The sequence below is a fragment of the Amycolatopsis sp. CFH S0740 genome (genome assembly GCF_004522315.1).
Taxonomy (GTDB): Bacteria; Actinomycetota; Actinomycetes; order Mycobacteriales; family Pseudonocardiaceae; genus Amycolatopsis; species Amycolatopsis nivea.
Genome location: NZ_SDLS01000028.1, coordinates 80,208 through 105,060, shown reverse-complemented (window position 1 = coordinate 105,060; position 24,853 = coordinate 80,208). Strand labels below are relative to the sequence as shown.

General features: G+C 71.1%; 24 protein-coding genes. 3 read left to right on the top strand and 21 right to left on the bottom strand.

Going from position 1 to position 24,853, the window contains the following annotated elements:
• Positions 1 to 52: 52 nt before the first annotated feature.
• Both EIZ45_RS35370 and dnaG read right to left on the bottom strand, forming a co-directional pair.
• Positions 53 to 577, bottom strand: coding sequence for a hypothetical protein (locus EIZ45_RS35370; protein WP_051728993.1), 525 nt, complete (start codon positions 575 to 577; stop codon positions 53 to 55).
• Position 578: 1 nt separating this feature from the next.
• Positions 579 to 2,492 carry a DNA primase gene (gene dnaG, locus EIZ45_RS35365; protein WP_037813536.1) on the bottom strand — a complete coding sequence of 638 codons (1,914 nt, stop codon included), beginning with the start codon at positions 2,490 to 2,492 and terminating at the stop codon, positions 579 to 581.
• A gap of 50 nt (positions 2,493 to 2,542) precedes the next feature.
• Between dnaG and sigJ the strand changes: the two genes are divergently transcribed.
• Complete coding sequence (sigJ, locus tag EIZ45_RS35360; RefSeq protein WP_134662997.1) at positions 2,543 to 3,484, top strand: RNA polymerase sigma factor SigJ; 942 nt, start codon at positions 2,543 to 2,545, stop codon at positions 3,482 to 3,484.
• 21 nt (positions 3,485 to 3,505) lie between these two features.
• On the opposite strand, the gene EIZ45_RS35355 is transcribed toward sigJ, so the two are convergent.
• The 13 genes from EIZ45_RS35355 to EIZ45_RS35295 all read right to left on the bottom strand — a co-directional run bounded on the left by EIZ45_RS35355 (position 3,506) and on the right by EIZ45_RS35295 (position 17,279).
• Positions 3,506 to 4,072, bottom strand: a complete 567-nt coding sequence (locus EIZ45_RS35355) for a carboxymuconolactone decarboxylase family protein (RefSeq protein ID WP_037813540.1) — start codon at positions 4,070 to 4,072, stop codon at positions 3,506 to 3,508.
• A 63-nt stretch (positions 4,073 to 4,135) separates the two neighbouring features.
• Positions 4,136 to 5,869, bottom strand: a complete 1,734-nt coding sequence (locus EIZ45_RS35350) for a YfhO family protein (protein WP_238608289.1) — start codon at positions 5,867 to 5,869, stop codon at positions 4,136 to 4,138.
• Between the two features lie 92 nt (positions 5,870 to 5,961).
• Positions 5,962 to 7,035, bottom strand: a complete 1,074-nt coding sequence (locus EIZ45_RS35345; protein ID WP_134662999.1) for a serpin family protein — start codon at positions 7,033 to 7,035, stop codon at positions 5,962 to 5,964.
• A 261-nt stretch (positions 7,036 to 7,296) separates the two neighbouring features.
• Positions 7,297 to 8,595, bottom strand: a complete 1,299-nt coding sequence (locus EIZ45_RS35340) for a deoxyguanosinetriphosphate triphosphohydrolase (RefSeq protein ID WP_134663000.1) — start codon at positions 8,593 to 8,595, stop codon at positions 7,297 to 7,299.
• A gap of 30 nt (positions 8,596 to 8,625) precedes the next feature.
• Positions 8,626 to 9,273 (bottom strand): YdcF family protein, encoded by a 648-nt coding sequence (locus tag EIZ45_RS35335; protein ID WP_106961477.1) that lies wholly within the window; start codon positions 9,271 to 9,273, stop codon positions 8,626 to 8,628.
• Positions 9,274 to 9,336: 63 nt separating this feature from the next.
• Complete coding sequence (locus EIZ45_RS35330; protein ID WP_037813553.1) at positions 9,337 to 9,942, bottom strand: response regulator transcription factor; 606 nt, start codon at positions 9,940 to 9,942, stop codon at positions 9,337 to 9,339.
• Positions 9,939 to 11,168: a sensor histidine kinase gene (locus tag EIZ45_RS35325; protein ID WP_134663177.1), complete on the bottom strand. Its 1,230-nt coding sequence runs from the start codon at positions 11,166 to 11,168 to the stop codon at positions 9,939 to 9,941. Before EIZ45_RS35325 ends, EIZ45_RS35330 begins: the two co-directional genes overlap by 4 nt.
• Before the next feature lie 22 nt (positions 11,169 to 11,190).
• The gene (locus EIZ45_RS35320; protein WP_037813555.1) at positions 11,191 to 11,931 is read right to left on the bottom strand and encodes an ABC transporter permease; all 741 of its coding nucleotides are present in this window, start codon (positions 11,929 to 11,931) and stop codon (positions 11,191 to 11,193) included.
• A complete protein-coding gene (locus tag EIZ45_RS35315) occupies positions 11,928 to 12,857 on the bottom strand; it encodes an ABC transporter ATP-binding protein (RefSeq protein WP_167756653.1) in 930 nt (309 codons plus the stop codon). Before EIZ45_RS35315 ends, EIZ45_RS35320 begins: the two co-directional genes overlap by 4 nt.
• A 150-nt stretch (positions 12,858 to 13,007) precedes the next feature.
• Positions 13,008 to 14,396, bottom strand: coding sequence for a glycine--tRNA ligase (locus EIZ45_RS35310; RefSeq protein WP_037813558.1), 1,389 nt, complete (start codon positions 14,394 to 14,396; stop codon positions 13,008 to 13,010).
• Positions 14,397 to 14,481: 85 nt separating this feature from the next.
• A complete protein-coding gene (locus tag EIZ45_RS35305) occupies positions 14,482 to 15,141 on the bottom strand; it encodes a class F sortase (RefSeq protein ID WP_037813562.1) in 660 nt (219 codons plus the stop codon).
• 385 nt (positions 15,142 to 15,526) lie between these two features.
• On the bottom strand, positions 15,527 to 16,165 hold the full coding sequence (locus EIZ45_RS35300) for a class F sortase (protein WP_043837428.1): 639 nt from the start codon (positions 16,163 to 16,165) through the stop codon (positions 15,527 to 15,529).
• A gap of 4 nt (positions 16,166 to 16,169) precedes the next feature.
• On the bottom strand, positions 16,170 to 17,279 hold the full coding sequence (locus EIZ45_RS35295; RefSeq protein ID WP_134663001.1) for a hypothetical protein: 1,110 nt from the start codon (positions 17,277 to 17,279) through the stop codon (positions 16,170 to 16,172).
• Between the two features lie 905 nt (positions 17,280 to 18,184).
• On the opposite strand from EIZ45_RS35295, the gene EIZ45_RS35290 reads away from it, so the two are divergent.
• A complete protein-coding gene (locus EIZ45_RS35290; RefSeq protein WP_037814175.1) occupies positions 18,185 to 18,547 on the top strand; it encodes a helix-turn-helix transcriptional regulator in 363 nt (120 codons plus the stop codon).
• A 2-nt stretch (positions 18,548 to 18,549) separates the two neighbouring features.
• Entirely contained in the window at positions 18,550 to 18,963 is a 414-nt protein-coding gene (locus EIZ45_RS35285; protein ID WP_162473063.1) for a Fur family transcriptional regulator, read from the top strand.
• Between the two features lie 571 nt (positions 18,964 to 19,534).
• Here EIZ45_RS35285 and EIZ45_RS35280 read toward each other — a convergent pair.
• The 6 genes from EIZ45_RS35280 to EIZ45_RS35255 form a co-directional block, all read right to left on the bottom strand.
• Complete coding sequence (locus EIZ45_RS35280; RefSeq protein WP_037813572.1) at positions 19,535 to 20,290, bottom strand: TIGR03943 family protein; 756 nt, start codon at positions 20,288 to 20,290, stop codon at positions 19,535 to 19,537.
• Complete coding sequence (locus EIZ45_RS35275; RefSeq protein ID WP_167756652.1) at positions 20,287 to 21,306, bottom strand: permease; 1,020 nt, start codon at positions 21,304 to 21,306, stop codon at positions 20,287 to 20,289. Before EIZ45_RS35275 ends, EIZ45_RS35280 begins: the two co-directional genes overlap by 4 nt.
• A gap of 995 nt (positions 21,307 to 22,301) precedes the next feature.
• Positions 22,302 to 22,721 (bottom strand): YbjN domain-containing protein, encoded by a 420-nt coding sequence (locus tag EIZ45_RS35270; protein WP_037813576.1) that lies wholly within the window; start codon positions 22,719 to 22,721, stop codon positions 22,302 to 22,304.
• Positions 22,718 to 23,536: an isoprenyl transferase gene (locus tag EIZ45_RS35265; protein ID WP_134736098.1), complete on the bottom strand. Its 819-nt coding sequence runs from the start codon at positions 23,534 to 23,536 to the stop codon at positions 22,718 to 22,720. The genes EIZ45_RS35270 and EIZ45_RS35265 overlap by 4 nt, the downstream gene beginning before the upstream one ends.
• Positions 23,537 to 23,562: 26 nt before the next feature.
• Entirely contained in the window at positions 23,563 to 24,339 is a 777-nt protein-coding gene (gene recO / locus EIZ45_RS35260) for a DNA repair protein RecO (protein WP_037813585.1), read from the bottom strand.
• A 49-nt stretch (positions 24,340 to 24,388) separates the two neighbouring features.
• The gene (locus EIZ45_RS35255; RefSeq protein WP_134663003.1) at positions 24,389 to 24,847 is read right to left on the bottom strand and encodes a CD225/dispanin family protein; all 459 of its coding nucleotides are present in this window, start codon (positions 24,845 to 24,847) and stop codon (positions 24,389 to 24,391) included.
• Between the last annotated feature and the right edge of the window lie 6 nt (positions 24,848 to 24,853).

The following is a 24,853-nucleotide window of genomic DNA, read 5'->3' as shown; positions in this document are numbered from 1 at the left end:
GAGCAGCCTCCCGCCAGTAAACAGTACAGACGTACTGAGTACGAGCGTACTGCTACTCGCCCCGGTTGGCCAGCTTCTCCGCAACCTCCGCCGCGACCGCCTCGACCAGCGCCGGGTCGGTGCCCGGATCGGGGCGGACCTGCAGTTCCACGCCGTCACGGCCGGGGACCTTGCGCTGGACGAACCACGCGCCGCCCTCGGGGAACTCGTGCCGGTGCCGTCCCCGCACCGAGCCGTCGACGCGCACGCGCACCTGCTGCGGCACCTTCCCCGGCTGCGGCAGCCGGAAGCGCACCGGCTCGCGGTCGGCCAGCACCGCGACCGCGCCCGCGCGCCCGGTCTCCTCCGATTCGGTCAGCGTGAACACGCCGTCGCCCCAGGTCGCCTTGCCCACCAGGTGCCAGCCGACCCGCCGCGTCGTGCCGTCGCCGGACGGGATCCACAGGCCCAGCGACGTCACCACGAGGTGCCCGCCGCCCTCGACCGCGGCCGCGGCGACCGGATCCTCGCCCTTGTCCAGCGTGCCGGGGAATCCCGGGGGCACGCCGCCGCCGAAGAACCGGTTCAGCAGTCCCACGTCACTCCCACCCGCTCGCCGCCTGCTCGCGCAGCGACTTCCGGTACTGCTCCAGCGCGACCAGGTCGCCGAACAGGGCCCGGTAGTCGTCCGGGGCCTCGACCGGCGACAGCCGCTGCAGCTTCGACTTGATCTCGCCGATCTGCCTGCCGACGAGGTTCTCCTGCACGCCCGCGAGCACGCCGGAGATGTAGCGCGAGTCCACTTCGCCCAAGGCGCGCAACGGTTCCACCGCCAGTTCGCTGAGCACGCGGCGGACCGTCCCTTCCGGACAGTGCGCCGACGCGGCATCCAGCAGCGCGGGCCCGGTGAGCCCGGACGCCGCCCCGCCCGCCTTCAGCACGGCCAGGTGCACCGCGACGTACACCGGGTGCGTGAACGCCTCTTCCGGCAGCGAGTCGTACTCCGGACCGGCGATCGCGGGCTGCTGCAGCGCGGCCTTGAGCGCCTCGCGCTGCCCGACGAACCGGGGGTCGTTCGGCGCGGGACGCGGCAGGTCCTGCTTGTCCGGCTCGGGCGCCGGGGCCTCCTGCCGGGCCGCGGACCGCCGCTGCTGCGGTTCGGCCGGACCGCGCCGCGCCGCCGCCCCGGCCGCGCCGCGCACCCGGTTGACCACCTGCGCGACGTCCTGCCAGCCGACCCACCAGGCGAGCTTCGACGCGTACCCGTCCCGGCTCGCCCGGTCCTTGATCGCGGCGACCATCGGCACGGTCTTCTGCAGCGCGGCGACCTGGCCGTCGACCGAATCCAGGTCGAACTGCTTCAGCATGCTCTTGATCACGAACTCGAACAGCGGCGTGCGCCGGGCCACCAGGTCGCGCACCGCGGCGTCGCCCTTCGCGATGCGCAGCTCGCACGGGTCCATCCCGTCCGGCGCGACCGCGATGTAGGTCTGCCCGGCGAACGTCTGGTCGCCCTCGAACGCCTTGAGCGCCGCTTTCTGGCCCGCCTCGTCGCCGTCGAAGGTGAAGATGACTTCGCCGCGGAAGGCGTCGTCGTCCATCATCAGCCGCCGCAGGACCTTCATGTGGTCCTCTCCGAACGCGGTGCCCGAGGACGCGACCGCGGTCGGCACGCCCGCCGCGTGCATCGCCATCACGTCGGTGTAGCCCTCGACCACGACGACCTGGTGCCGTTTCGCGATCTCCCGCTTGGCCTGGTCGAGGCCGAACATGACCTGCGACTTCTTGTAGATCTGCGTTTCGGAGGTGTTGAGGTACTTCGCCGAGATCCGGTCGTCGTCGAACAGGCGCCGCGCGCCGAAGCCGACCACGTCGTTGCCGACGTCGCGGATCGGCCACACCAGCCGCCGGTGGAACCGGTCCATCGGGCCGCGCTGGCCCTCCTTCGACAGGCCGGACGCGATCAGCTCCTTCACCTCGAACCCGCGGTTGAGCAGGTGCTTGGTGAGCTTGTCCCAGCCGCCGGGCGCGAACCCGCAGCCGAACTGCTTGGCCGCGGCGGCGTCGAAACCGCGCTCGGACAGGAAGTCCCGCGCCGCCCGCGCCTCGTCGGTCACGAGCTGCTCGACGTAGAACTCGGCCGCCGCGCGGTGCGCCTCGATCAGCCGGGACCGGGTGCCGCGGTCGCGCTGCACCGACGCGCCGCCGCCCTCGTAGGTCAGCCGGATCCCGACGCGGTCGGCGAGCCGCTCGACCGCCTCCACGAACGACACGAGGTCGATCTTCTGAATGAACTTGATGACGTCGCCGCCCTCGCCACAGCCGAAGCAGTGGAAGGTCCCGTGAGTGGGGCGCACGTTGAACGACGGGGTCTTCTCGTTGTGGAACGGGCACAGGCCCTTCAGGCTGCCCCCGCCGGCACGGCGCAGCGCGACGTACTCCCCCACGACCTCGTCGATCCGGTTGCGCTCACGCACCTCCGCGATATCGCTCTCCCGAATCAGTCCTGCCACGGCACCACAATAGTTCTCCCCGCCGCCGCGCCGTGCGGCACACTCGGGACATGGGCACCACGACCGCGCTGGAGGACTTCGCCGCCGAGTTCGACGTCCACCGGCCGCACCTGATCAGAGCGGCCTACCGGCTCACCGGCACCCGCGCGGACGCCGAGGACGCGGCGCAGGAGGCCTGGCTGCGGCTGTCCGGGCTCGACGACGCCGGCCGCGCCGGGATCCGCGACCTGCGCGGCTGGCTGACCGCCGTGGTCGGCCGGATCTGCCTCGACCGGCTTCGGTCGGCGGCCGTGCAGCGCGAGAAGTACGTGGGCGAATGGCTGCCCGAACCGATCGTCACGCCGTTCGGCGCGCCGGCGAGCGAGGATCCGCTCGAGGCCGCGGTGCGCGACGACGGCCTGCGGATGGCCGCGATGGTGGTGCTCGACCGGCTCACCCCCGAGCAGCGCGTGGCGTTCGTGCTGCACGACGCGTTCGCGGTGCCGTTCGCCGAGATCGCCGACGTCCTGGGCTGCAGCGCGGCGGCCGCGCGCCAGCACGCCTCCCGCGGCCGCCGCGCGGTCGAGGACTCCGACCCGCCCGCCCGGCTCGAACTGGCGCAGCAGCAGGCGGTGCTGGAGAAGTTCGTCGTCGCGCTGCTGGCGGGCGACATCCGCGCGGTCACCGAACTGCTGCACCCGGACGTGGTCATGATCGGCGATTCCGACGGCCGCTCGCGCACCAGCCGCCGGATGATCGTCGGACCGGACAAGGTCGCCCGCTTCGTGCTCGGGGTGCTGGCGAAGTACGCGCCGGGCACGATGGCGAACGGGCGGCCGGTGCTCGTCAACGGCGACCTCGGCCTGTGGCTGCCGCAGCTGCCCGCGGCCGACGGCTACCTCGCCCTCGACGAGCGCGTCCAGACGTTCAGCCTGCGCGACGGCCGCATCGTCGGCGTCTACGACCAGGTCAACCCGGACAAGCTCACCCGCATCGCCCGGCCGGAGCAGTGACGCTCCGGCCGGGCCGCGCGGTCAGGGCATCGGCACCCGGCAGGCGTCGCCCGAGGTGAAGCCCTGGTCGACGATGCCGAGCGCGCTGTTCATCCGCGCCCGCGAGTTCTCCAGGCCGATCTGGTAGGTCAGCTCGACCACGCCCTTCTCGCCGAATTCGGCCACCAGCTCGGCGATCTGCTCGTCGGTGACCGTGACGGCCGGGCCGGACATCGCGTCGGCGAGCGCGAGCGCCAGCCGCTCCTGGCGGGTGAACAGCGGCGACGTCGCGTACTCGTCGATGTGCTTGAGCCGGTCGATGTCCAGGCCCTCGTGCCGCTGCAGCATGGTGCCGAAGTCGACGCACCACGAGCAGCCGATCTGCGTGGCGACGCGGTAGACCGCGAGCTCCCGCACGTTGGCGGGCAGGTGCTTGGACGCCTTCTCCGCCATCAGCTCGTGCGCGATGCTGGTCCGCAGCAGCCCGCGGTGGTGCGCCACGACGGCCATCGGCTCCGGAACCGCGCCGTACCGCTTGCCGGCGATCCGGTAGAAGAGCTTGAGCACCGGGCCGCCGTCGGTGGCTCGTTTGACCGGGATACGAGGCATGTCGGGTCCTCCTTCTGAGTGGTTCGAAGGAGGAACGGGACAGCCGCGCGAGATGTGACAGCGTCAGCGGCGCCCGGTGATCGGGCGCACATCCCAGATCCACACGCCGTCCACGAACTGCGCGGGTTTGCGCAGCAGGAGGTCGACGGTGGCGCGGTAGGCGTCGCTGTGCTCGCGCGGGATCAGCACGAGCACGCTGGCGTTCCAGTAACGCAGGTCCTCGATCGCCTGGTCCCGGTCGGCGTCGGTGATCTCCTGCGCTTGCTTGGAGTCGCGGACCCGGTCGAACAGCGTCGAGGTCGGCCGCTGGTAGGAGCCGTAGCGGCCGCGTTTGTCGTCCGGTCCCTGCGGTCCGACGAAGTAGCCCTCGGGCATCGCGTACCGCAGGCCGGCGTCCATCTGCCAGTGCAGCGGCTCGGACTCCCCCGAACTCGGCAGCGGCACCGGCACGACCGTGCCGCCGGGCGCGACGTAGGTCTGCCAGGTGCCGTCGGCGAAGAACGCGGGCGTCGGCGGGCGTTTCTGCACCAGCAATTGGGTCGGCGCGATCGGCAGCAGCACGGCCGCGACCGCTCCCAGCCAGATCAGCCGTACCGGCAGCTTCAGGTCGCCCTTCGCGGCGGCGGAGAACACCCGGTCGGTCGCGATCGCCAGCAGTGCGCCGATGGCGGGCACGCACGCCATCGCCAGCCGCGATTCCAGCAGCGATTCGAACAACGGCAGGTCCGCGAGCAGTTTCCACGGGCCGGGCACGCCGGTGTTCTCGTGCAGCACGGTGATCTCGGAGCCGAGCGAAAGCCACGCCATCAGGAACATCGAGATCGCCAGCGAACGGGCCACGACCTCGCGCCACAGCCACACCGTGACCACGACCATCAGCACGATCAGCGGCCAGCCGAAGAACGCGTTCTCCTCGGTGCGGTTCAGCGACACCGCGGCCGCCGCCTCCGGCTGCCCGGACACCGACTGGGTCGCGAACCGGGTCATCGCGGCGGTGTCGTTGCCGACCTGGCCGTGCTCCAGCCCGGTGTAGCTGTCCGGGCCGAAGAACTGCCACCACAGCGGGAACGCGACGACCACCAGCGTCAGCACCACCGCGATGCCGCCGCCGAGCAGCACCGGCCGCACCATCGCCTTGACCTCGCGCCGCCGCGAAACGCAGTAGGAGACCGCGAAGATCAGGAAGCCGAGCGCGAAGATCAGCAGCGGCTCTTCGCCGAGGAAGATCTGGTACGCGGTGAGCACGCCGAGCCAGATCCCGTTGCGCACCGGGCGCTTGCCCTGCGCCAGCTGGATCACCTTGAGCGCGATGAACGGCAGCAGGAACCACGCGACGAAGTTCGGATGCGCGTTGGCGTGCGAGATCATCGGCGGCGCGAAACCGGCGAACGCGCCGCCGATCGCCGCGGACACCCGGTGCCGCACGAGGTGCCGCGAGAACACCCAGTACCAGGCGGCCGCGCTGCCGGCGAGGCTGCCGGTGAGCACGATCGCCCAGGTGACGGTCGGGCCGAAGGCGAGCGTGATCGGGGTGAGCGGGATGCCGACGCCCAGCATGGCCGTGTTGGCCATCATGTTCACGCCGAGCGGGTAGTTCTGCAGGCCGCTGGTGAGCGGGTTTTCCAGGTGCTGCACCGATTTCGCGGTGACGTCGAAGAACCATTCCCACAGGTTCTGGTCCGACGCGCTGTTCCACAGGTAGCCCTGGCCGAGGTCGGCCCACAGGCCGCCGAACAGGAGCACGGAGAACGCCAGGTACGCGCCGATGATCCCCGCGTCGGCCCAGGAACGGCGCATCCGCGGTTCGGCGGCGGCGACCGCGGTCGCGCCGGGTTCGCGAGGCGGTGCTTCGGGTTTCGCGTCGGGGGTTGCTTCGGGCCGGAACACGCTCACGCGGGGCGCACCACCCGGGCGAAGAAGTACACCGCGCCGGTTTCGGCGTGGCGCACCAGCAGCAGGAACGGCCGGTCGACCCGGACCTCGAGCGGCTCGCCGGAGATGAGCGACATCGTGCGCATCTGGACCGCGGTGGCGGCCGCGCCTTCGAGGCCCTGTTCGTCCAACCGGAGCACGGCCTGGTGCAGGATGCTGTCCACCCACAGCGGACGGTCCGGCGTGAGACCGGTCAGATCCGCGGCGTCGGTGAACAGCTCGCGCACGCCAAGGCCCTGCAACGCCCGTTCGAGGTCGGCACGCACGTCGAGGGAGATCTTGGGCAGCGACAGCTGGATCTTGCGCTGCTTCGGGCTTTCCACGAGCGCGCGCAACGACTGCCCGTCGAGCGCGGCTTCAGCGCTCTCGAGGTCGCCGTCCGGCAGCAGGACCACCGTCTCGACCCCGCCCTCGGCCGTCAGGCGGACGACCTGCCAGCCGTTTTCGTGCGCGTAGCCGACCGACTCGTCCAGGTGCATCGTCGGCACCGAGCGCACGCCGTCGGGCGTGTGGAAGTCCGCGTCCGCGGTGGCCCCGTCGGGGAACGGGTGCCGCCAGGCGGTCTTCAGGTAGAGCGCGTTGACCAGGCTGGCGCGCGTGTGCGGGTGGATCGCGCCCTCGGGCAGCAGCTCCGGGATCAGGCCGTGAGTGGTCTGGTCCACGTCGGCGTTGATCCGCTCGCGCGCACCCTCGGGGTCGGTCTCGAACGGTGCGGTCTCGGCTTTGCCGCCCGGCCAGCGCACGAGCTCGGCCCGGAAGCTGTCCTCGACGGTGATCCGGTCCGCCGCCCAGAGCGTGTTCGCGACCGCCAGCTGGACATCGTCGCCCAGCTCGGCCGCGGCGCGCAGCAGCTCGCCCTGGTCGTCGCCCAGCACCGCGCGGAGCTCGTCCGCGGTGCGGCCGCGCGCGGCCAGATGGGCGAGGCCGAGCGCACTCGCCGCGGAGTACGGCGAGAGACACGCGTCGCTTCCCGGGGGCGCGGTCGCACGGTGCAACGCCAGGGTGAAAGTGAGGTGGCTGTCCAGGGCCATGCGGCGACCGTACCGGAACGGGTGGTCCCACGGCTCACGGTTCGGCAGGCGGTGCCGTTCCACGGCTCACGGCTCGGCAGACAGCACCGTTCCACGGCTCACAGCCCGGCAAGCGGCACCTGCTCCGCGGCCCACGGCCCGGCAGACAGCACCGCCCCGCGGCTCACGAATCGGCAGACAGCACCGCTCCACGGCTCACAGCCCGGCAAGCGGCACCGATCCGCGACTCACAGCCCGGCAGACGAGCACCGCTCCCGCAGCTCACAGTTCGGCAGGCGGCGCCGTTCCGTGCCGTCCGGTGTGCCATCGGTGCCATTCGTACGCCTGCGCGTCGGTGAGCGACGCCACCTGGTCCACCACCACCCGCAACCGCGCCGCGTCGTCCGTCGCCGCGTTCCAGGCAGGCACCAGCAGCGGGTCCAGCGCCTCGGGCGCGCGCCGGCAGAGCGCCGCCACCAGCTCGGTGATCACCTCCCGTTGCCCGTCCTGCATCGCCAGCCTGCGGCGATCGCTCATCACGTACCGCAGCGCCAGCGCCTTGAGCAGCGCCACCTCCGCCCCGACCTGCTCCGGCACCGCCAGCCGGGCCGCATACCGGGTGAGCGGGCCCTCGCCGTAGCCCGCGCGAGTGCCGGTGACCGCGGCCGAGGCGAACCGGCCGACCAGTTCGCTGGTGAGCCGCTTCAGCGCGACCTGGGCGCGCAGCGAACCGTCCGGCTCCGCCCGCACCAGTTCGGCGACCACCGGCAGGTCGAGCAGCTCTTTCGCCGCACCCTCCAAAGTGGACACCGACAGGGTGGAGAAATGCCGGGCCGCGGCCTCGGCGACCGCCGCGCGTTCCTCCGGATCAGCCAGCAGCCGCAACCGGATCCGCCCGGCCAGCACCCCGTCCTCGACGTCGTGCACCGAGTACGCCACGTCGTCCGACCAGTCCATGATCTGCGCTTCCAGGCACCGCCGCAGGCCCGGCGCGCCCTCGCGGATCCAGCCGAACACGGGAGTGTCGTCCGGGTACACGCCGTATTTCGGCTCCCCGGACCGGCGCGGCCACGGATATTTCGTGGTGGCGTCGAGACACGCCCGGGTGAGGTTGAGCCCCGCCGTGCCGCCGTCCGGCCCGACCGCCTTGGGTTCGAGCCTCGTGAGGATGCGCAGCGTCTGCGCGTTGCCCTCGAAGCCGCCGCACGCCTGGGCCGCCTGGTCGAGCGCGCGTTCGCCGTTGTGGCCGAACGGCGGGTGCCCGATGTCGTGCGCCAGCCCCGCGGTGTCGACCAGGTCCGGGTCCGCGCCCAGCTCCTCGGCGATGCCGCGGCCGATCTGCGCGACCTCCAGCGAATGCGTGAGCCGGGTCCGCGGCGCGCCGCTGACCTCCGCGCCCTCCCCCGGCCCGACCACCTGCGTTTTGCCCGCCAGCCTGCGCAGCGCGGCGGAATGCAGCACCCGCGCGCGGTCGCGGGCGAACGCGCTGCGCCCGTCCGGCCGTGCACCGGCCAGCGCCGCGCCCTTGGGTTCCTCGGCCAGCACGCGGGCGCGGTCGTGCTCGCGGTAGCCGTCACTCACCCCGTCAGCTTAGGCGCGGGGACCGACAATTCAGCCCATCGTCGTGCCGAACAGGTCGTCCGCGGGCGACTTGGTCAGCTCGTAGAACAGCAGCGCGCCGGTTTCCCGGAAGATGTAGCGGACCTGCGTCGAGCGCTCCTGCACGATCGGCCCGCTGTGCGTCGGCGCGGTCCACGCCTCCAGCCCGAGGTCCTCGGACATCGTCCGCGACCGGTAGGAATGCCACGGATCGCTCACCAGCACCACCGAACGCCACCCGCGCGCCTTCACCTGATCGGCGACCGCGCGGAGGCTGCGCAGGGTGTCGTTGCCCTCGCCGACCGGAAGCGTCGCGGCTTCCGGCACGCCGTGTTTGGTGAGCCAGCGCGCTCCTGCGGTCGCCTCGGTGTAGTTGTCGCGGGTCTTCTTGCCCCCGGCGGTGATGACGGTCTTCGAGACGCCGTCGGCGTAAAGCTGCCGAGCCTTCTCCAGCCGCGCAGTGAAGATCTCCGAGGGCTTGCCGTTGTACTGAGCCGCGCCCAGCACGACGATCGCGTCGGCCGGTGTCCGGTCGTTCTCGCGCGCGACCTGCCACACACGGAACGCGGTGCCCCCGATGACCGCGACAAGGGCCAGCACCGCACCGAAAACGATGCGGCGCACCCAGTTTCCCGCAGTAGGACCTGTCCACGCCTCCATGGCGGCCATCCTCGCAGAGCCGCTGCCCGGCGCTGGAAAGGCACCCCGATGTCAGATCGAGGTTTAAAGCCAGCCGCGTTCCTCCGACAGCCGCACCGCCTCCGCACGCGTGCGCGCACCCGTCTTCCCGATCGCAGACGACAGGTGGTTACGCACAGTTCCGTCGGACAGGAAAAGAGACTTCGCGATATCCGCGACCGTACTGCCGTCCTTGGCCGCGCTGAGCACGTCGCGTTCCCGCGCGGTCAGCGGACTGGTTCCCGTGGCGAGCGATTCCGCGGCCAGCGCCGGATCGACCACTCGCAGTCCACTGTGGACCCGGCGCACCGCCTCGACGAGCTGTTCCGGCGGCGCGTCCTTCACCACGAACCCGGCCGCGCCCGCGGCCATCGCCCTGGCCAGGTAGCCGGGGCGGCCGAAGGTGGTGCAGATGATCACCCGACACGCCGGAAGCGCGGTTTTCAGCTCGGCCGCGGCGGTGAGGCCGTCCATGCCGGGCATCTGCACGTCGAGCAGCGCGACGTCCGGCGCCGTTTCCTTCGCCGCGGCCACCACCTCGTCGCCGGTGCCGACCTGGGCCACCACCTCGATGTCGGCTTCCAGGCCGAGCACGGTGGCCAGCGCTCCGCGCACCATCGCCTGGTCGTCGGCCAGCAGCACCCGGATCACGCCAGTCCTCCAGCGGGTTCGGCCCGCACCGCGACGGCGGATCCGTCCGGGCTCGGCTCCGGGACCTCGGCCCGGACGACCCATCCTCCCCCGGGCCGCGCCCGCGCCGTCACCGTGCCCCCGATCGCAGCCACCCGTTCGGACAATCCGCGCAGCCCGTTGCCCGGCACGACGTCGCCCGTCGCGCGGCCGTTGTCCTCGACCTCCAGCCAGTCGCGGCCCAGCCGCACTCTCACCTGTTTCGCGCCGGAATGCCGCAGCACGTTGGTGATCGCCTCGCGCAGCACGTAACCGAACGTGCTCTGCAATTCAGCCCGGACGTTGTCGACGGCGTGCGGCAGGTCAGCGTCGACTTCCGCCGCGCGCAACGCCGCCCGCGCCCCGGCGATCTCCGCGGGCAGCGACACCTCGCGATACTCCGACACCGTCGCCCGCACGTCCGACAGCGCCGAGCGCGTGAGCCCCTCGACCTCGCGGATCTCCTGCACCGCCCGGTCGATGTCGCCGGAGCTTTCCAGCACCCGCCGCGCCAGGCCGGACTTGACGGTGATCGTGGTGAGGCTGTGCCCGAGCAGATCGTGCAGATCGCGGGCGACCCGCTCGCGTTCGTTGGCGACCGCGAGCGTGCCGATCTCCTGGTTCGCCAGCTCCAGCCTGCGGATCACCCGGATCAGGTTGGACATGAAGAACATCGCCGACGTCACCGAGGCGACCGTGATGACGTCCGAGAGGTGCTCGGACAGATCCCCGCGCAGCCACAGGACGAGCACCAGCAGTCCCAGCGCCGTCCCGTTGAAGATCACCGACCAGGCGGCGGGGAACAGGAAGGCCAGCGTCGCGGTCGCGTAGAGCACGACGTACGGGCTGGCGTCGGTGACCAGCGCGCACACCAGGCCCAGCGCCAGCATGCCCGCGCCGAACCAGAGCTTCGCCCGCCGGGGCTGGCGGAACATCGCGGGAAACCAGGCGTAGCAAGCCGCGTAGGCGTAGAGCAGCACGCCGAGCAGGATCCGGATCCCCAGCGGCCCGGGGTCCACGATCAGGCCCCGGGTGGCCGGGATCAGGAACGGCAGCAGGAACGCCGCGGAGAACAGCGGCCAGCCGACCTTGTGCGGACCGCGCCCCGGGTCCGGCAGCGGGTCTTCCCACCAGGACGACCGGTCGTTGAGCCCGAACCGGTGCGCGGCGGGCTCGCCGGTCGTCACCTCCCGTCCCAGCGGCCACACGTCGTTCTCCCCTCCCGCCCGGTCAAACCCGGGCACTGTCCTTACGGTATCGCCTGACCACGACAATCCCGAGCACGAGCGTCCAGGCGCCCAGCACGCCGATCGCCGTCGGCAGGCTCACGAGCAGCTGGTTCGCGACGACCGGCCGGACCAGTCCGAGGACCCAGTAGGTCGGCATGAGCTGCGCGACGTCGTGCATCCAGGACGGCATGCCCTCCAATGGGATCCAGAGCCCGCCGAGGAAGCCGACGCCGAGGGTGACGATCATGCTGATCGGCTGCATCGACTCCGGCGTGCCGAACTGGCCCAGCAGCAGTCCGAGCAGCACCAGCGGAAGGGTGCCCAGGAAAATGCCGAGGAAGACCCGCAGCCAGCCCGCCGGATCGAGGTGCACGCCCTGGGTGAAGGCGGCGATGACCGGGACCAGGATCAGCGCGGGCAGCCCGGCGAGCATCCCGGACAGCGCTTTGCCGCCCAGGTAGCCCGCGCCGGACAGCGGGGTCAGCCGCAGCTGCCGCTGCCAGCCGCCGGCCCGCTCGATCGCGAGCCGGGCGCCGTTCGTGATGGCCGCGGCGAAGGCGCCGAACGTCATCATGTTGACCATGAGCACGCCCGCGACCGCGACGTGGTCCGCCGCGGATTTGTCGGTGAACACCGTGGCCTGCAAGAGAAACATGATGACCGGGAAGGCGACGACGAAGATCAGGAACCGCGGCGAGCGGAACAGCCTGCGGGTTTCGACGACCAGGTAGGCGGGATTCATCGGACTGCTTCTTCCGTTTCGTCGGAGGTCAGGGAAAGGAACGCGCCTTCGAGGCCGACCGCGCCGATCTCGATGTCGCGCACGGCCGGAACCGCGGCAAGGAGCGCGCGCAAGGTGGTGTCGGAGTCCGAACTGGACAGTGCGACGCGCTCGCCCCGCAGTTCGAAGGAGGTGACCGCGGGCAGCGTCGAGACGAGCTGGTCGCTGACCCCAGCCGGCAACACCGCGCGGATCGTGCGCCCGCCGGCGAGCGCACGGACCTCCGCGACGGACCCGTCGGCGACGATTTCCCCGGCCCGCATCAGCACGACCCGGTCGGCGAATTCCTCGGCCTCTTCCAGGTAATGGGTCGCGAACAGCACGGTGCGGCCGGTGTCGGTGAACGAGTACATCGACTTCCAGAACTCGCGCCTGCTGCCGACGTCCATCGCCGCGGTCGGCTCGTCCAGCACGAGCAGATCCGGATTCGACACCAGCGCGACCGCGAAGCGCACCCGCTGCTTCTGCCCGCCGGAAAGCTTGTTGGCCCGCCGATCGGCGATGTCCTCGACTCCGGTGGCGCGCAGCGCGTCCCGCACCGGCATCGGACGGCGGTGCAGTTTCGCGACGAGACCGACGGTTTCGCGCACGGTCAGGTCGTCCAGCAGCGTGCCGCCCTGCAGCATCGCGCCGATCATCCCCGCGCGCACCGCGTCGGCGGGCGTCCGGCCGAACACCGAAACCGTGCCCTGGTCGGGTTTCGTGAGCCCCAGAATCATGTCGACGGTGGTCGATTTGCCCGCCCCGTTGGGCCCGAGCAGCGCCACCACTTCCCCCGGCGCGATGGTCAGGTCGACGTGGCTGACCGCGCGCACGTCCCCGTAGCGCTTGGCGATCCCGCCCAGCCGGATCGCCGCCCCCGCCGCGATTTCCTGTGTGTTGTCCATGGGGTGAAGCTTGCCGCGCGCGGGCGGCCGGTACGCAGGCCGAGCGTCACGACCCGACCGTGACAGGTGTCAGGGGTGCCGGGGGGCAAACGCCGGACGGCCCCTCCCCGCGGGTGCGAGGAGGGGCCGTCCGGGACGGTTGCGCGGCGGTCAGCAGCCGAGCAGGCGACCGGCCAGGTACGACTCGACCTGGTCGATCGAAATGCGCTCCTGCTTCATGCTGTCGCGCTCGCGGATGGTCACCGCGTTGTCCTCGAGCGTGTCGAAGTCGACCGTGACGCAGTACGGCGTGCCGATCTCGTCCTGGCGGCGGTAGCGGCGGCCGATCGCCTGGGCGTCGTCGAAGTCGACGTTCCAGTGCTTGCGCAGCCGCGCGGCCAGGTCGCGCGCCTTCGGCGACAGGTCGGCGTTGCGCGACAGCGGCAGCACCGCGGCCTTGAACGGCGCGAGCCGCGGGTCGAGGTGCAGCACGGTGCGCTTGTCGGTGCCGCCCTTGGCGTTCGGCACCTCTTCCTCGTCGTACGCGTCGACGAGGAACGCCATCATCGACCGGCCCACGCCCGCGGCCGGCTCGATCACGAACGGCCGGTAGCGCTGGCCCGAGGCCTGGTCGAAGAACGACAGGTCCACGCCCGAGTGGTTCGAGTGCGTGGTCAGGTCGAAGTCGGTGCGGTTGGCGATGCCTTCCAGCTCGCCCCACTCCTGGCCGGCGTTGAACGCGAACCGGTATTCGATGTCGACGGTGCGCTTCGCGTAGTGCGAGAGCTTTTCCTTCGGGTGCTCGAAGTGGCGCAGGTTCTCGGCCTTGATGCCGAGGTCCTTGTACCAGTCGGTGCGCGCGTCGATCCAGTACTGGTGCCACTGCTCGTCGTCGCCCGGCTCGACGAAGAACTCCATCTCCATCTGCTCGAACTCGCGCGTGCGGAAGATGAAGTTGCCCGGCGTGATCTCGTTGCGGAAGGACTTGCCGATCTGGCCGATGCCGAACGGCGGCTTCTTGCGCGAGGCCTTCTGCACGTTGAGGAAGTTGACGAAGATGCCCTGCGCGGTCTCCGGGCGGAGGTAGGCGAGGCCTTCCTCCGTCTCGACCGGGCCGAGGTGCGTCTTCAGCATCATGTTGAAGTCGCGCGGCTCGGTGTACTTCCCGCGGGTGCCGCAGTTCGGGCACGGCACCTCGGACAGGTCGTCCTCGGTGGTGGTCTTGCCGGTGCGCGCCTCGAAGTCCTCGGCGAGCTGGTCGGCCCGGAACCGCTTGTGGCACGAGAGGCACTCGATCAGCGGGTCGGTGAACACGTTCACGTGGCCCGAGGCGACCCAGACCTGGCGCGGCAGGATCACCGACGAGTCGATGCCGACCACGTCCTCGCGGCTCTGCACGACGGTCTTCCACCACTGGCGCTTGATGTTGTCCTTCAGCTCAACGCCGAGCGGCCCGTAGTCCCACGCCGACCTGGTGCCGCCGTAGATGTCTCCCGACGGGAAGACGAAGCCACGGTGCTTGCACAGACTGACGACGGTTTCGATTTTGTTGGCGGGCACTCCACGCTCCGGACGCATGCGGGGACAGTTATCGGAAGGTCCAGCGTATCCGGCCGGTCCCGGGAGCCTCCGCGCAGGTCGGAGGTCACGAACGGGTGACCGGCGAGGCCGTCACGACCCGGTTGTCGTCGTAGCCCTCCTGGCCGCCCACGTAGTCGCCGCCGCACGTGACGAGCACCAGCCGGTGCGGGCCGTCGGGGTCGAAGAGCTTCGCGGATTCGGCGGCCAGGTCCGATTTGTGGATCGTGCGCACCTCGTCGATCTTGTACTCCCACTGCTTGCCCGCGGTGTCGGCGACGGTGACGACCTGGCCCGCCTTCATCTTCCAGAGCTCCTGGAACGGCCCGGACTTGCCCGCCCAGTTGACGTGCCCGGACAGCAGCGTGACGCCTTGCGCGGCCCCGAGGCCGGATCCCCACCAGGCCGCTTCGCCGAGGCTCTTCGGGATCGGCAGCGCGCCGTCCGCGCCGACCTCCTCGGCGATCAGCTTCGCCTGCCCGCCGCCGGGCAGCTTGACGGTGCCGGGGGTCTGCCCGGGGTCCGGCTGGGTGTTGCCGGCCTGGCTGTTTCCGGGCTGGCCGGCGCCGACCTGCGCGGTGCCGGTCTGCTGGGGCGGCTGCGCCGAATTGTCGTTGCCGGTGAAGAAGATCAGCACGGCGGCGATGACCGCCGCCACCGCGACGACCGCGCTCACGACGATCACCGCGCCGCGTTTGCGTGCTGGTTGTGCCTGTGTCCCCTGCATCGTGCTCCCCTGGTCTGGAGGTTTCTCCGGGGAGACATGCGGTGGGGCGGGGATGAGGTTGCACGGACTTTCGCTGGGACGGCGGATGTGTTCGCGATCTTGGTACTCGCGGGCGGTCGTGGATGAGGGGACCCGTCACGCGGGGCGGTCGCGGCGTGCGTGGCGGCGCAGTCGCGGCGCGGTCGCGGCGTGCGTGGCGGGGCGGTGGCGGCGCAGTCGGCGTGCTGGGAGGGGCGGACCGGGGTCGCTGAAGCTCGGCCAGCCGGTCCCGCGGTCTGGCGGCGCGGTGGCGGCGCAGTCGTGGCGTGCTGGACGGGGCGGGGTCGCTGAAGCTCAGCCAGCCGGTCCCGCAGGTCTGGCGGCGCGGTCCCGCAGGTCTGGCGGATCAGTCCGGCCGGGAAACCAGGTCCGCCGTGACGATCCGGTTCTCGTCGTAGCCCTCGGTGCCGCCGACGTAGTCGCCGCCGCAGGTGACCAGGACCAGCCGGTGCGGGCCGGTCTGGGCGAACCAGCCGGGGGCCTGCGCGGGCAGCTGTTCTTTCGGGATCGTGGTCGCGCCGGTGACGCGGTAGAGCCAGCGGCCGCCGGACGCGTCGACGATGCTGACGTTGTCGCCGGTGCGGACGCGCCACAGGTCGTCGAAGGGACCCTTCGTACCGGCCCAGTTGACGTGCCCGGACAGCACCGCCGCGCCCTGCTGCGCGCCGAGGCGGGCGCCCCACCACGCGGCGTCGCCGAGGCCGCGCGGGATCGGCAGGATGCCTTTCTGGGTGATCTCGGTGCGCTTCAGCCGGGCCTCGGAGCCGTCGGGCAGCCGGATGCTGCCGGGGCGTTGCAGGCCGATCGCCTGGCCGTCCGCGGGCAGTTCGGCGGGCGCGCCGTCCTCGCCCGGCAGCGATCCGGGCGGCGGGTCGGCGACGGCGACCGGGCTCGGCGCGGGCACCCAGGTCAGGACGATCACGCCGGCCGCGATCGCCAGGACGGCGATCACCGCCGACGCGACCGTGAGCACGGTGCGCGGCACGGCCCTATTCGCCGCGGGAGCGGACGACCCGCGCCGCGCGGCGCCGGCCGAGCACGATCGCGGCGGCTCCGAAGAGCAGCCCGCCGCCGAGGAGGCCGAAGCCGACCGGCAGGCGCAGGTCGTCGGACGGCGCGGCGGCCTGAGGGCCGAGGTAGCCGGCCGGGACCTCGGTGGGCACGGTCGGCTGCTGCACGGTGCCGCCGCTGCCCGAGCCGTTGCCGGCCGCGGGGACGAAGTTCTTCGGGATCGAGCAGCTGACGCCGCCGAGCACCATGGTGGTCTGCACGTCGCTGAGCTTGGTGTTCTTGGCGTCGCGCGCGTGCGTGGTGATCTCGACGCGCCAGCCCGCCTGCGCGGTGACGTCGCCGGAGCGCCAGCCGTCCTGCTTGATCAGCTGGTCGAACGCGGAAACGCGGGACACGACGAGGTCCGAGGTGGTCTTGCCGGGGTCGCTCTGCGCCACCGGGGTGGGCGAGCCCATTTTGAGGCCGGTGACGCTGAGCGTCCCGGTAGCGGGCATCGCGACCTGCTTCAGCACGTCGTCCTCGCCGCGCACCCAGACGCGGGCGGCGGTCGTGGTGCCGGTGACCTTGCCGGGGCCGGAGCAGTCGACCGAGCTGCGCGCGCCCTCGAGGACCAGCATCGTGTTGCCGACCGCCTTGAGCTGCTTGCGGCCGTTGTCGCGCAGCGCGTAGTTGGTCTCCGCGACGGCGGTGGGCACGTGCGTGGTCTGCAGCGCGGCGACGACCTGGTGGTCGCGGCTCGCGATGCCCTGCGGGTACGGGCTGACCGAGCTGTCCGCGTACTTGCCGAGGTCGATCTCGTAGTTCGGGCCGAAGGTATTGCGCTCGCCGTCGTTCTTCGGCACCGCCACGCGGTCCGTGCCGAGCTGCGACTGGCCCGGGGTGAGCGGGGACCGCTGGGTCTCGGTGATCAGCGCGCCGCCGTGCTGCGGGTCGCCGCCCAGGCGCACGGACGCCACGTTGGCGAACGACACCGGACCGGTCTTCTCGTCGACGGCCTGCCCGGCCTGGGTCTGCGCCGCGGCGGCCGGGGCCAGCGCCGGCAGTGCCACCAGGGCCGCCACCGCGGCCTTCGTCACGAAACGAGTCATGTCTCCCCACTGCCCTCCGGCAACCCCGAGCGATGCGCCACTGTACGAGACGCGACGAATCGCCCCCGAGACAACCTTGCACCGTTCGTCACGACTTGCGAAGCCGACAAGCCACATCTTCACGAACTCACCCGATCGGGTCAATCCGGAACGCCGGTCGCCCGGGCCCCGGCGATCACCGCGCCCGGGGAAGGGAACACTACGATGGCGGCGAAGGTTATCGGCAATGACATCCGGCTTCGGAAACGCCGTCCCCTGGTCGGCGCTGGCCCTGGGACGCGGCGAGACGGAGCGGACGCGGGACGCGAGTGGAGGCAGCGATGACGTCGGCACCTTCGAGCGCCCTGTCCGACGGTATGGGGGCCGGGTCTCCGGCTACGGCGGGTTCGGTTGCCGCAGGTTCGATTGCCGCAGGCTCGGCGGCGGCGAGCTCGGGTGCCGCAGGTCCGGCTGCGGCGACCTCGGCCGTGAACCACTCCGGTGCGGCAGAAGCGTCTGCCGCGGACTCAGCCGCCCCGGTATCGGCATCGACCGGCGGCGGCGAGGCCTCAGCAGCCCACTCAGCCGCGGACGAGACGACCGCCGCAGCTCCGCACTCCGCCACGACCGAGGCATTCGCAGAACACCACAGCCCGGCTGCGGCCGACTCGGACACCCCGGGACCGACAACGACCAGGAACGCCGAGGCCTCAGTGAAGAACGCTGCCGCAGACCACATCGAGGCAGGCGGTTCTGCCGTTCCGGCTCCGACCGCAACCGAGAACACCCCGACTTCCGCTGAGCGCACCTCCGCCGCCGCAGACCAGACCGGAGCAGACAGTCCTGCCGCTCCGGCCCCGACCGCAACCGAGCACACCGCGACTTCAGCGGCCGCGGATGAGGCGGCTGCCGGCGGTCAGGCAGAACTGCCCGCGGACCCGCCGCATCCCGTCGACGCAGGCGGCTCGGCGGGGCGGCCCGCCAGTTCCGGGCCTGCGGTCATGCCTCCCGGCGTGCTCGCCGACGCCGGCGAACTGCTCCGGGCGCTCGCCGCTCCGGTGCGGATCGCTATCGTGCTGCAGTTGCGGGAGGCGGACCGGTGCGTGCACGAGCTCGTGGACGAACTCGACGTCGCCCAGCCGTTGATCAGCCAGCACCTCCGCGTTCTCAAGACCGCGGGCGTGGTCCAGGGCGAGCGGCGCGGCCGCGAGGTCGTCTACCGGCTGGTGGACGACCACTTGGCGCACATCGTCGTCGACGCGGTCGCCCACGTGCAGGAAGGGAAGTGACGATGTCCTCGGCCCCCAAACCGGTCCCGGTGCCCGGCCGGCGCTCCACGAAGCAGCGTGCGGCGGTGGTCGACCTGCTGAGCACCGTCGACGACTTCCGCTCGGCCCAGGAGCTCCACGACGAACTCCGCAAGCGCGGCGACGGCATCGGCCTGACCACCGTCTACCGGACGCTGCAGTCGCTCTCCGAGGCGGGCGAGATCGACGTGCTGCGCACCGACTCCGGCGAGGCCATCTACCGTCGGTGCTCGTCGCACCACCACCATCACCTGGTGTGCCGGGTGTGCGGGCGCACGGTTGAGGTCGAGGGTCCCGCGGTGGAGCGCTGGGCGGAGAAGATCGCCGCGGACCACGGGTTCACCGACATCAGCCACACCGTGGAGATCACCGGCACCTGCGCCGAGCACGCGAGCTGACCTTCGTCCGCGTCACGGCCCTCGTCGGCACCGCGGGCGTCGTCCGTGTCGTGACCTTCGTCCGCGTCACGGCCCTTGTCGGCACCGCGGGCGTCGTCCGTGTCGTGACCTACGCTCGCGTCGCGGCCCTCGTCGGCATCACAGCCCTCGTCTGCAGCGTGGCCCACGCTCGCGTCTCGGCCCTTATCGGCGTCGGGGCTCGTCCGCACGTGACCCACGTTCGCGTCGTAGCCCTCGTCGGCCAGGCCCGTCGGGCAGGCGACCCGACCGGTGTCCGGCGGCGGAATCGCTCCGGGCTGGGCGGAGACGCGGGCGTCCAGGGGTCGGAGCAGGCTTCCGGCAAGCGGAGCCGCTGCGAGGCCGTCGGGCCGCGGGGTTTCGCAACTCTGAGGAACTCGGGCCGACCGTGGACGGGGTCCGTTCGAGAGCTGGTCAAGCGGCGGGCTTGAAACAGCGCACGAGCAGGACGCTCCGGGGATCAGCCGAAGAAACTCAGGTGCACCGGGCGGGCCGAGGCGGCGGTCCGCGTTCCGAGGCGGGTGCGGCGGGCGTGTCGGCGGCGTTGGTCCTCTCAGTATTCATACGGATCCTTCGGCGCGGTGATCCGTTCGACTGTCACCGGGACCAGGTCCGGCGTGTAGCCGTTGGCCTGGGTCGCGGTGCCCGGGACGATCTGGCCCGCGACGCGCAGCCAGGTGTCGCTCGGGAAGCGGTCGGCGCCGCCGCCTTTGAGGTGCACGGTGACGGGGGCCGCGTCGGCTGCGCAGCAGCTGATTACCAAGCGGGCCAACAGGGTTTGGCCTCCGGTGTGCACGACGAAGCCGGAGATCTCGACGGTGCGTCCGTTCATGGTGCCGTTGGCGTCCCAGCCTGCGCGCGTGACGACCTCGTTCATCGCCATCGGCACCACTGCTCCGGCGGGGAGCGGCGGGAACGCGGCTGCCGAGGTGGTCGCGGCGCTGGCGGGAAGGCGTGCTTCGGTGCGGGTGACCGAATCCGCGCCGAGTGCGGGCGGGGCGACGAGGAACACCGCCAGTACCGGGACGACGAGCAGCCAGGCTGAGCGCGCGGGGTGATGGTGGTGGCCGTGCGCGTCTGGATGTTCGGTGTCTGCTTCGGATTCGTTCGCTGCTTTCGCCGCGGCGCGTGCGGCTGCGATGTCGCGGATGATGGCTGTCGCGCCCAGCACGAGCATCACTGCTCCGCCGGCGATGATCCATGGTTGCTGGGCTGGTTTTACGTAGCGCAAGTAGTCGCCGTTGAGCGCGATTTTCACCAAGGCGCCGCCCAGGAGGATCAGCAGGACGTTCTGCGTTTCGCGCCTCATTGGACGCCTCCGAGGAAGATCACGCCCGCGACGGTCCCGCACGCGATCGCCACCACGAAGGTGACCGGGGCGAACCGCGCGGCGAAGGAACGGCCGAAAGTGCCGGTCTGCAAAGCGAAAAGCTTGACGTCGATGGCCGGGCCGACCACCAGGAACACCAGCTTCGGCAGCAACGGCACGGCGGTGAGCGAGGCGGCGACGAACGCGTCGGCCTCGCTGCACAATGCCAGGACCACGGCCAGAACTGCCATCACCACGACGCCGACGATGATCTGCCCGGACAGCACTTCAAACCACTTCGCGGGCACGAGAACGTTGAGCGAGGCGGAAATCAGCGCGCCGAGGACGAGAAATCCGCCTGCTTCCACGAGATCGGTGCGGGCGGTTTCGGCGAATACGCGCCATCGCTGTCCCGGTTCGACATCGGGCAAGCGGCGCAGCGCCCGTTCGGTGATCCAGGAGAGCTTGCCCCAGCGGGCCCAGATCCAGCCCATCACCATCGCGGTGGCGAGCGAGCCGGCGAACCGCGCGAACACCATTTCCGGACGGCCGGGGAACGCAACCGCGGTGGCCACCAGCACGACGGGGTTCACCGCGGGCGCGGCGAGCAGGAAGGTGAGCGCGGCGGCGGGTGCGACTCCTTGGCCGATCAACCGGCGCGCGACGGGAACCGACGCGCATTCGCAGCCGGGCAACGCGACTCCGGCCAGCCCGGCGACGCCGACCGCCGCCGACGCTTTCTTCGGCAGCACCCGTTCCAGCGCGCGGGCGGGCACGAAGGCGGCGATCGCGCCGCTGATCAGCACGCCGAGCACGAGGAACGGCAGCGCCTGCACGCACACCGCGACGAAGACGGTGGATCCGGTGCGCAGGGCGGGCACGTCGAAGAGGTCTTGGAGCTTGCTTTGCGCCAGGACCGCGACCAGCAGGACGGCGCACAGGATCTCGATGGAGCTGATCCGGAAGCGCCGCGTGCGAGGGCGTTCCTCGGCGTCGTTGTTGGAAAGGGTTTCCACGAAGGCGATGATGCCAGCCGGGTCCGACAGAACCCCAGCCGCCGGTGGTGCGAGGGGACCCCTCGAGCCGGTTTTGCGTGAATGTCACCCGATTGGGAGGGAGGAAGAGGCGGAAACGGGCGGGCGATGCGAGAGAGCGCGGGGTCGGGGCGGGGGGCTTGGACGGAAGGGCTTGGCGGCGAGCGGCGCATCGGGCGGTGCTGGGAGGAAGCGGGTTCGGGGAGGGTGGTGGGCGGCTTGGACGGAAGGGCTTGGCAGCAAAGCGGCGCATCGGGCGGGTGGCGGGGCTCCGCACGCAGCCCAAGCCGGGACGAGTAGCGGAGTGGCCTGGGCAGGAAAGCTTGGCAGCGAAGCCGAACACCGGACAGGCGACAGAGGTGCAGTCAAGCGCGCGACCCCATGGCGGAACTGCGTGAACCGAAGTGCTTGTCGGTGAACGGCCACACCGAGCAAGGGGCAAGGCTCCGCACCCAGCGCACAGACCACGCCAAAGACGAGTAGCGCAGCAGCCAGGACGGACGAGCGTGGCGGCGAAGCGGCACACTGCGCAAACGGCATTGCTCGCACGCAGCGCAATCCAAGCCTGGACGAGTGGCGCAGCAGCCTGCACAGAAGAGCAGCGAAGCCGCACACCGAACAGACGGCAGAACTCCAGCCCAGCGCGCGACCCTAGCCCAGACGGATAGCGGAGTGGCCGCGAACGCGGAAGCCAAGCAGGGCACCTGCCAGCGGCGAACTGGTCAAAGTGCGAAGTTCGGCCCGGCTAAGGAGATCCGTGATGCAGCAGAAGCACGTGCGGGCGAGGCACCAGCGAGTTCCGTCCGGGCGAGGCAGGGCGCGAAACACGGTCTGGCCAAGGAAATTTCGCCAAGAGCTCAGGCCTCAACGACACACACGGGAGCGCCAAGCCAATCAGACAGCGAACCCGCCACCAGACCTCGTAGACCGAGGCCACAGCAACGAAGCGAAAACCGCAAGCCCAGCCGAAACCTGGCTCAGGCCTCCACCCCAGGCAACTCCGTCCGCAGCTGCGAAGCAGTCGAAACCACCAGCATCAGCAACGTCCCCAGCGGCGAAGGATCCATCCCCTCCGCCGGGAACGCATACCGCAGCGTCACGTCCACCCCGCGCTCCGTGTGGCCGACGCCCAAGGTCCCGAACAGACCCTGTCCGGCCCGTTCGGCGACTGCGACCGCCAGCGCTGGGTCGTCGGGCAGGTCCCAGGCCACTACGCAGGTCAGGCTGAGCACCGTGAGGCCGTCGGCGAGGCGGGTGGCTTGGATGACGCACGGGACGTCCGCGTGGGAGAACGTGATCGCGCCGTCGTCGTCGACGTGGACCTCTAGGTACCGTTCCAGTGCTTCGCGCGCCCGGGTGAGCAGTGCGCCGGTCTCGGCGGCTTCCGCGGTGCTCATTTCGTGCTCCCTGCCTGGTCCACCGCGCCGCCGAACCGGCGGTCGCGTTTCGCGAAGTCGAGGCACGCCTGCCACAGGTGGGTCCGGTCGAAGTCCGGGAACAGCGTGTCCTGGTAGACCATCTCCGCGTACGCCGACTGCCACAGCAGGAAGTTCGACGTCCGCTGCTCCCCCGACGGCCGGAGGAACAGGTCCACGTCCGGCATTTCCGGCTGGTACAGGTACTTCCCGATGGTGCGCTCGTCGATCTTGTCCGGGTTGATCTTGCCCGCCGCGACGTCCTGGCCGATCCGGCGCATCGCGTCGCCCAGTTCGGCCCGGCCGCCGTAGTTGACGCACATGGTCATGTTGAGCTTGGTGTTGTTCTTGGTCTTCTCTTCGGCGACCTGCAGTTCCTTGATCACGCTCGCCCACAGCTTCGGCCGCCGCCCCGCCCACCGGATGCGCACGCCGATCGAGCCGAGGTAGTCGACCTGGCGGCGGATGGTGTCGCGGTTGAAGCCCATCAGGAACCGGACTTCCTCGGGGCTGCGCTTCCAGTTTTCCGTCGAGAAGGCGTACACCGAAAGCCACTTCACGCCGAGTTCGACCGCGCCGCTCGCGACGTCGATCATCACGGCCTCGCCGCGTTTGTGGCCCTCGATCCGCGGCAGGCCGCGCTGGTTGGCCCAGCGGCCGTTGCCGTCCATGACGAGCGCGACGTGCTTCGGCACCCGGTCCGCCGGGATCTCCGGCGGCTTCGCGCCCGAGGGATGCGGATCCGGAGCCCGCAGCTCGTACCCCGCCGAGCGGGTCTCCCGTCCCCTGCGCAGCACTCCCGGCCTCCTGAAGAATGGATTTCCTACCCGGCCGACCCTACTGGGCCCGGCCCGGCGGCCTCCCGGGCACGCCGCTCCACGAGCGGGAGCGACCGCAGCTGCCGTTCCAGATGCCACTGCAGATGCGCCGCGACCAGGCCGGACGCGTCCCGGCGGGTGATCCCCGGCGACGATTCCGCGACCGCCCACTCCCCCTGCAGCAGCGCGTCCAGCAGGGTCAGCACCTCGGGCGCGGGATGCACCGAACCGGCGATCCGGCAGTCCGGGCACATCGAGCCGCCCGCGGCGACGTTGAACGCGGCGTGCGGGCCGGGCAGGCCGCAGCGGGCGCATTCGGTGATGGCCGGGGCCCAGCCCGCGTAGGCCATGGCGCGGAGGAAGAACGCGTCGAGCACCAGCGACGCGTCCCGCTGCCCGCCGGCCAGCGCCCGCAACGCGCCCACGACCAGCAGGTACAGCTTCATGACCGGTTCGCCCTCTTCGGCCGAGAGCCGGTCCGCGGTTTCCGCGATCGCCGACGCCGCGGTGTAGCGCTGGTAGTCGGCCACCAGCGGCAGCGCGAACGCGTCGACGGTCTCGACCTGGGTGATGACGTCGAGCGACCGGCCGGGATAGAACTGCACGTCCACGTGCCCGAACGGCTCCAGCCGCGCCCCGAACCGCGACGACGTGCGCCGCACGCCCTTCGCGACGGCCCGGACCTTGCCGTGCCGCCTCGTGAGCAGGGTGACGATCCGGTCGGCCTCGCCCAGCTTGTGCGTGCGCAGCACCACCCCGGTGTCGCGGTAGAGGTTCACCACCCCGACATCGTCCCACTTCGGGGGCGACGCCGGGGCGGGACACCCTGGTTCAGCAGTAGCTGCCGGTGCAGTAGTAGCTGTGCACCTCGGACGCGGCCACGAGGCCGACGATGATCATGATGATCGCGACGACCCAGGCGAGCGCCCCGATGATGGTGGCGATGAGGCACAGGGTCTTCGTCGTCTGCGACGCCTGCTGGGCCATCGCGTAGTTGCCCTGCATCTTGTACGACTGGACTTCGTTCGACTTCATGATCGCGAAGATCGCGAGGATCCACATCAGGAAGATGCAGCCGATCGCCCAGCCCTTGTAGTCCTTGATGGCGCTCAGGTCGCCGCCGGGCGCGCCGCCGAAAGCGGGCTGGCCGTACTGCGCGGGCTGGCCGTAGGGCTGCTGCGGGTACGGCTGCGCCGGCGTCGCACCGGACTGCGGGTACGGCTGCTGGCCGTAGGGCTGCTGCGGCTGGCCGCCGTAGGGCTGCTGGGGCTGGCCGTAGGGATTGGTCATCTGGGT

Bases quoted from the DNA above. Each gene is read 5' to 3' on its own strand.
- sigJ (WP_134662997.1), top strand. From the start codon at position 2,543: ATGGGCACCACGACCGCGCTGGAGGACTTCGCCGCCGAGTTCGACGTC.
- EIZ45_RS35355 (WP_037813540.1), bottom strand. From the start codon at position 4,072: ATGCCTCGTATCCCGGTCAAACGAGCCACCGACGGCGGCCCGGTGCTC.
- EIZ45_RS35350 (WP_238608289.1), bottom strand. From the start codon at position 5,869: ATGCGCCGTTCCTGGGCCGACGCGGGGATCATCGGCGCGTACCTGGCG.
- EIZ45_RS35345 (WP_134662999.1), bottom strand. From the start codon at position 7,035: ATGGCCCTGGACAGCCACCTCACTTTCACCCTGGCGTTGCACCGTGCG.
- EIZ45_RS35335 (WP_106961477.1), bottom strand. From the start codon at position 9,273: ATGGAGGCGTGGACAGGTCCTACTGCGGGAAACTGGGTGCGCCGCATC.
- EIZ45_RS35320 (WP_037813555.1), bottom strand. From the start codon at position 11,931: ATGAATCCCGCCTACCTGGTCGTCGAAACCCGCAGGCTGTTCCGCTCG.
- EIZ45_RS35315 (WP_167756653.1), bottom strand. From the start codon at position 12,857: ATGGACAACACACAGGAAATCGCGGCGGGGGCGGCGATCCGGCTGGGC.
- EIZ45_RS35305 (WP_037813562.1), bottom strand. From the start codon at position 15,141: ATGCAGGGGACACAGGCACAACCAGCACGCAAACGCGGCGCGGTGATC.
- EIZ45_RS35295 (WP_134663001.1), bottom strand. From the start codon at position 17,279: ATGACTCGTTTCGTGACGAAGGCCGCGGTGGCGGCCCTGGTGGCACTG.
- EIZ45_RS35285 (WP_162473063.1), top strand. From the start codon at position 18,550: ATGTCCTCGGCCCCCAAACCGGTCCCGGTGCCCGGCCGGCGCTCCACG.
- EIZ45_RS35280 (WP_037813572.1), bottom strand. From the start codon at position 20,290: ATGAGGCGCGAAACGCAGAACGTCCTGCTGATCCTCCTGGGCGGCGCC.
- EIZ45_RS35270 (WP_037813576.1), bottom strand. From the start codon at position 22,721: ATGAGCACCGCGGAAGCCGCCGAGACCGGCGCACTGCTCACCCGGGCG.
- EIZ45_RS35255 (WP_134663003.1), bottom strand. From the start codon at position 24,847: ATGACCAATCCCTACGGCCAGCCCCAGCAGCCCTACGGCGGCCAGCCG.